7 protein-coding genes are annotated in these 5,628 nt (G+C 45.7%); 3 read left to right on the top strand and 4 right to left on the bottom strand.

Annotated elements, in window-relative coordinates; genetic code table 11:
* Positions 1 to 1,192 (top strand): DNA repair protein RadA (gene radA, locus B3182_RS15350; protein WP_292753427.1); only part of this gene is annotated, 1,192 nt, incomplete at its 5' end.
* 8 nt (positions 1,193 to 1,200) lie between these two features.
* Here radA and B3182_RS15345 read toward each other — a convergent pair.
* Positions 1,201 to 1,578 (bottom strand): PilZ domain-containing protein, encoded by a 378-nt coding sequence (locus B3182_RS15345; RefSeq protein ID WP_292357815.1) that lies wholly within the window; start codon positions 1,576 to 1,578, stop codon positions 1,201 to 1,203.
* A 61-nt stretch (positions 1,579 to 1,639) separates the two neighbouring features.
* On the opposite strand from B3182_RS15345, the gene hemJ reads away from it, so the two are divergent.
* Entirely contained in the window at positions 1,640 to 2,065 is a 426-nt protein-coding gene (gene hemJ, locus B3182_RS15340) for a protoporphyrinogen oxidase HemJ (protein WP_292357816.1), read from the top strand.
* Between the two features lie 41 nt (positions 2,066 to 2,106).
* Here hemJ and B3182_RS15335 read toward each other — a convergent pair whose 3' ends face one another.
* Genes B3182_RS15335 through B3182_RS15325 form a run of 3 tightly spaced genes read right to left on the bottom strand, consistent with a single transcriptional unit; the run spans position 2,107 to position 4,939 of the window.
* Positions 2,107 to 2,679 carry a BON domain-containing protein gene (locus B3182_RS15335; protein WP_292357818.1) on the bottom strand — a complete coding sequence of 191 codons (573 nt, stop codon included), beginning with the start codon at positions 2,677 to 2,679 and terminating at the stop codon, positions 2,107 to 2,109.
* A gap of 38 nt (positions 2,680 to 2,717) precedes the next feature.
* Positions 2,718 to 3,074 (bottom strand): YraN family protein, encoded by a 357-nt coding sequence (locus B3182_RS15330; protein ID WP_292357820.1) that lies wholly within the window; start codon positions 3,072 to 3,074, stop codon positions 2,718 to 2,720.
* Positions 3,075 to 3,079: 5 nt separating this feature from the next.
* The gene (locus B3182_RS15325) at positions 3,080 to 4,939 is read right to left on the bottom strand and encodes a penicillin-binding protein activator (RefSeq protein ID WP_292357821.1); all 1,860 of its coding nucleotides are present in this window, start codon (positions 4,937 to 4,939) and stop codon (positions 3,080 to 3,082) included.
* A 92-nt stretch (positions 4,940 to 5,031) separates the two neighbouring features.
* Here B3182_RS15325 and rsmI point away from each other — a divergent pair.
* Positions 5,032 to 5,628 (top strand): 16S rRNA (cytidine(1402)-2'-O)-methyltransferase (gene rsmI, locus B3182_RS15320; protein WP_292753424.1); only part of this gene is annotated, 597 nt, incomplete at its 3' end.

Below are 5,628 nucleotides of genomic sequence, written 5' to 3'. Positions count from 1 at the left end.
CATTACTTCTGAACAGGCAGTGCGTTGGTCTACCGGACTGCCGGAATTGGATCGGGTTCTGGGTGGAGGGCTGGTAACCGGTTCTGTCGTGCTTATTGGTGGCGATCCCGGGATTGGTAAGTCAACTCTATTACTGCAAGCTATGGCTAGTATGGCCGAGCTTAGTGGTATTAATCCGCTTTATATCAGTGGGGAAGAATCGTTACAGCAAATTCGTTTGCGTGCTGAACGCTTACAGTTGCAGGAAACCCCGGTTGATTTACTGGCAGAGACTCATGCCGAACAAATGATGGCTATTGCTCATCAGCGTCAACCGCAGGTGATGGTTATTGATTCGATTCAAACGGTATTTACCGAATTGTTGCAATCGGCGCCCGGAACAGTGGCACAGGTGCGTGAAAGTGCAGCCCAGTTGGTAAGGTTTGCCAAATCCAGTGGCATCACGATGATTCTGGTGGGACATGTTACCAAGCAAGGAGCTTTAGCCGGGCCAAGGGTTTTGGAGCATATGGTTGATACCGTATTGTATTTTGAAGGTGACAGTTCGACACGGTTCCGTATTTTACGTGCTGTCAAAAACCGCTTTGGCGCGGTCAATGAACTCGGCGTATTTGCCATGACCGAGCTGGGCCTGAAAGAAGTCAGTAATCCTTCAGCGATATTTCTGTCGCGAGGCGAAAAAGCCGTTCCTGGCAGTATGATTACAGTGATTCGAGAAGGCAGCCGGCCAATGCTGGTTGAAGTCCAGGCTCTGGTTGATGAAAGTCCGTTGGGCAATCCACGACGTGTTTCAGTCGGCCTGGAACAAAATCGTCTGGCCATGTTATTGGCAATTCTACACAGACATGGTGGTATTACCTGCCATGATCAGGATGTATTTATCAATGTTGTGGGTGGCGTGAAATTAAGCGAAACCGGTGCCGATCTGGCAGTGCTGACAGCGGTGATTTCCAGTTTACGAAATAAAGCCATACCGCAGGACTGGGTGGTGTTTGGTGAAGTGGGGCTAACCGGAGAAATTCGGCCAGTTCAGGCCGGGGAAGAACGGATCCGTGATGCAGGAAAACATGGCTTTAAAGTGGCACTTGTTCCTGCAGCCAATGCGCCAAGAAAAGCAATTCCAGGGCTTAAAGTTATTGCTGTACATCATTTGCAACAGGCCATTGACGCACTGAAAGATGGCTGGTTGTAATTACGGCTTCAGTTTTCGGGCATATCCACTAAGGCCGAGAGTTCGCGATGCAGTAAGCCTTCGTCAGCGAGATTTAATTCCACCAGTTTTTTCAGGTGGGTAATGCTGTCAAGGTCGATTAGTTTGCAATGAAAACCGATGCTGTTGGCATCCATATGCGCCATTTCTGCCTGCATTTTAATCACCACCTGTGCCTCGTCGAGCAACAAATCAACGGTAAAATGATCTGTCAGTTTGCCTGCCCAGTTTTCTGGCCGGCCAATCAACAGCCCATTAAGTGACACATCAATGACCCGACAATTCAGATACATATCACCCTCAGTCGTTAAAATATGAGCATTCGCCGTAAAAGGGATTCGACTAAAATATCTTCGTTCATCCGACATCGGTGATCTCCAGTTTAATATGACTGATACTATCATTCTTTTTGATAAGGAGTCATAGCAGATGTTATGGGTAAAAGCGTTCCATTTAATGGCGGTTGTCACCTGGTTTGCCGCATTGTTTTATTTACCAAGGCTGTATGTGTACCACGCCATGTGTGAAGACCAGGAAGGCAGGGATCGTTTTAAAATTATGGAGCGCAAACTCTACCGGGGCATCATGACACCAAGTGCCATTGTTGCTTTGGTTCTGGGGATCTGGCTGATGAGTTATTACACGCTGGAGCAATTAAAATCCATGCACTGGTTGCATGCCAAACTGACGCTGGTGGTATTACTGTTTGCATATCATGGTATGTGTGGACGAATGCTTAAACAGTTTGCCGCGGATAAAAATCAACACAGTCACGTGTTTTATCGCTGGTTTAACGAAATGCCTGTACTGATTTTAATTGCTGTAATGATCCTGGCCGTAGTGAAACCGTTTTAAAAAAAAGCCCCTCGGAGAGGGGCTTTGATGACACAGATTAATCAATCTATATATTCGAATATTTTTACTACGCGTAATACACCCTTGGTAGAGCGAGCAACGGCTACAGCCTGATCTGCCTCAGCCTTGGTGAGTTTACCCATAAGATAAACGATGCCTCTTTCTGTCACTACTTTCACATAAAAAGGGTCAACATTTTCGTCCTGGGTCATTTTTGTTTTTAACTTGGTGGTGATCCAGCTGTCGCTGCTACGGGAAGTTAAAGCGCTAGGGCCTGAAATCGCCAGCTCATTGTAGACTTTGCGTACTTTAGGAATATCTTTAACCAAAGTAGTAGCTTTTTGTTTAAGTGATTCAGTAGGTGTTTCGCCGGAGAGCAATACGAAGCCGTTATAACTGGTCACATTAATATTGCTCTGGTTATAGAGATCTTTATCCTGGAAAATGGCATATTTGGCTTTGATTTCGATGCTTTGGTCGTCAAGGATGGCGCCTGCTGTCCGACGGTCATAGGCAACCGCAGCCGTGGTAGCTGCACCGCCCACAACTGCTGCTGCACAGGCTTGCAACAATAAAATGGGTATCAGTAAGAAAACCAGTCTGAATTGGTACATGAATATTTTCCTCGTTGGGTGGGTGCTGAAAAATGCTGTTAGTTTAGTTGAAAAGCATCGCGAATCCATAATATTTGATCGGGTTGATTTGCGGTGATGGCGATGGCATCAAATCGACAGTTGTGTGCCCATCCCGATTGCATCAGATAATGTTGGGCTGTGGTGATGATACGTGATTGTTTACGGCTTGTAATACTTTCCAGAGCGCTTCCATGATAACCATTACGACGATAACGCACCTCAATAAAGACTAAGGTTTGTCCATCCTGCATGATCAAATCAATCTCACCCCGACGACAATAAAAATTTCGCTGCACAAGCTTTAAACCCTGCTTTTCCAGGTAGTTACAGGCTAATTGTTCTGCCTGCTTACCAGACTGGAGATGTTCTGCCATAGGCTTTATTCAATGTTTAATGGTTCAATCAATCCATTACGTATGGTGGCAAAGGACATAGTACGTTCAATCTGACCCTGTTCATTAATAGTCAGTATCCCTGTGGCTCCATTATATTTTTCATCTTCTGAACCACTCATCGCTGTCAGGAAAGGAATCATGCGATAGGCATCAACCCCCAATGCTGCTAAACGGATAAAGCTGCCGACATCACCAGAGGCCTGTCGACGCACAGCAGTATAGGCAGGATCCTGTTGTGATTGCTCGGTAAACATCCAGGGAATATCGGTAAAAATTAACCCATTCAGATCAATATCCTGTTGTGCATTAGCCTCACCACCATAGGCATGGGATGTAGCGAGAATTGGCAATTTACCTGAGCGGTGAAAACGTAACTGGGTTAATAGCTGGCGTGCTTTTAAAGGCCTGCCCACCATAAACAGAAAATCTACATCCTGACGTCTTCTTGGTTCGAATTCCAGGGATTTCCCCAGTGTGCGACGCAGGTTTTGGTAACGCTGAACACTGCTGTCTACTCCCAATATTGGTGTCAGAATATGAGAATAGTCATTTTCTGCTTCATCATATTTAGCACGAGTGACAAGTTGCCCGCCTGAATCGCGCCATTCATTGGTAAATGCTTCAGCAACCCTGTCCCCCCAATCACTGCGGGGACTTAAGACAATTGCCCGTTTATATCCCATTTTATTGGCATATTCCGCCTGGTTTCGTGCATCATCTTCAGGCGCCAGAGCAAACTGGAAAAAATTATTCTGCTCAATATCTTCATTGATTCGGTTAAGAGCCAGCACAGGAATCGTTAATGTGTCATGTGCCGCAAGCAACTCAACGGAGGTTTTATCCAGCGGCCCAATAACGATATTTGCACCATCAGCAACGGCTTTATCGTATTGTGATATCACGTTATTGGAATTAGCATTGTTATCGGTTTGAACATCGTAAAATTGCAAACGTACATTGGAACGAGCGTTGAAATGGGCAGCAATGATGCCCTGACGAATAGCTTGAGCAGCGTTTGCCGCCGGGCCGGAATCAGGTAACAGGATACCAATCAAATCCAGTTGTTGAGGAAGGCGAAGAGGCGTTTTGATAGATTTTTTTAATTGTTCAATATCAGCCGGGTGATTTGGATAACTGTATTGCCAGTCTTCAATCGCAACTTCCATGGCTTCGGGATTATTTTCATAAGCCTTAAAGGCATACGCCAGAGCAAACCAACCACTATCTTCAGCGGGTGGTTGGCCAGGATTGTATAAATCCAATGCCTGTGGAGTCATTTTCAGTAATGTCTGCCACAACGCGAGATGGTTATTTTCCCGTTCGCTCTCAGGCAGCATTGGATCTAACTTGATATGAGCCAGAGCCTTTTCCAGCATGTTTTCAGTCAAATCGTAAGCGGTGATTCTCAGTTCCAGAATGCGTTTTTGTTGTGCTTCATTGGCACTGTCAAAATCAATCTTGTCCAAATGGGTTAGTGCTTGCTGACCATCCAGATTCAATAAGGCGATATCTGCGCGCAGCATATTGGCTGTGAGTTGTTCACGTGAGGAAAGTTGTTCGAGGTTGGTTTCAGCGAGCAGTGCATCTGCTTCAGCCAGTTCACCTAACTCATACTGCATCATTGCCGCGCGATATTGAAATGCCGATTTGAGTGCACCTTCAGATTCCGCTGCTTGGGCAAGATAATCTTCTGCAGCAACCGCATAATCCCCCTGTTTTTCTGCTTCAGAAATTAACGACGTCATCTCTGGGGCTGATGGTTTGGTATCCATTGATATCGGTTGGCAGGCGGTTAAAGCCAGTAATACCAACAACATAAACAGGGCGGAAAATCGTTGCGTCATAAGCTACATCAAATTTAGTTCGGAGAAGGCATCATCTTACCTGTTCGCGTATATTACGACCAGAATCAATATTTTTTTTCAGGATAGTTACCGTGAAAGATACAACAGCCGCACTTTATATCGTTGCCACCCCAATTGGAAATCTGGCGGATATTTCAGCGCGCGCTATTGAAGTTCTGTCCTCAGTAGATGTGATTGCCGCTGAAGATACCCGCCATAGCAAATATCTGTTGCAGCATCATGGAATTGAAACCTCCACTATTTCATTGCATGAACACAATGAACAGCAACGCAGTGAATTATTGTTATCACGCATTGCCGCAGGTGAATCAATTGCTCTGATTTCGGATGCCGGCACACCCTTAATCAGTGATCCTGGTTATAGATTGGTCAATATGGCGCGTGAACAGGGAATTAAAGTAATTCCTATTCCGGGCGCGTGTGCCGTTATCGCTGCGTTATCCGCTTCAGGATTATCTGCAGAACGCTTTGCCTTTGAAGGCTTTTTACCACCAAAATCGACCGCACGCCTCCAGGCCCTAAAAAGTCTGGCAAATGAGCCCCGTACGCTGATTTTTTATGAAAGCCCTAAACGCATGGTAGCCAGTTTGCAGGATATGTTGACAGTCTTTGGTGGCGATCGAAAAGCCTGTCTGGCAGTTGAACTGACCAAAATGTTTGAAACCATT

Source organism: Methylophaga sp. UBA4204 (assembly GCF_002379485.1).
Taxonomy (GTDB): Bacteria; Pseudomonadota; Gammaproteobacteria; order Nitrosococcales; family Methylophagaceae; genus Methylophaga.
Note: the sequence above shows the minus strand (reverse complement) of the source record. Positions and strands in the feature narration are given on the sequence as shown.

Bases quoted from the DNA above. Each gene is read 5' to 3' on its own strand.
- B3182_RS15330 (WP_292357820.1), bottom strand. From the start codon at position 3,074: ATGGCAGAACATCTCCAGTCTGGTAAGCAGGCAGAACAATTAGCCTGT.
- B3182_RS15325 (WP_292357821.1), bottom strand. From the start codon at position 4,939: ATGACGCAACGATTTTCCGCCCTGTTTATGTTGTTGGTATTACTGGCT.
- hemJ (WP_292357816.1), top strand. From the start codon at position 1,640: ATGTTATGGGTAAAAGCGTTCCATTTAATGGCGGTTGTCACCTGGTTT.
- B3182_RS15345 (WP_292357815.1), bottom strand. From the start codon at position 1,578: ATGTCGGATGAACGAAGATATTTTAGTCGAATCCCTTTTACGGCGAAT.
- B3182_RS15335 (WP_292357818.1), bottom strand. From the start codon at position 2,679: ATGTACCAATTCAGACTGGTTTTCTTACTGATACCCATTTTATTGTTG.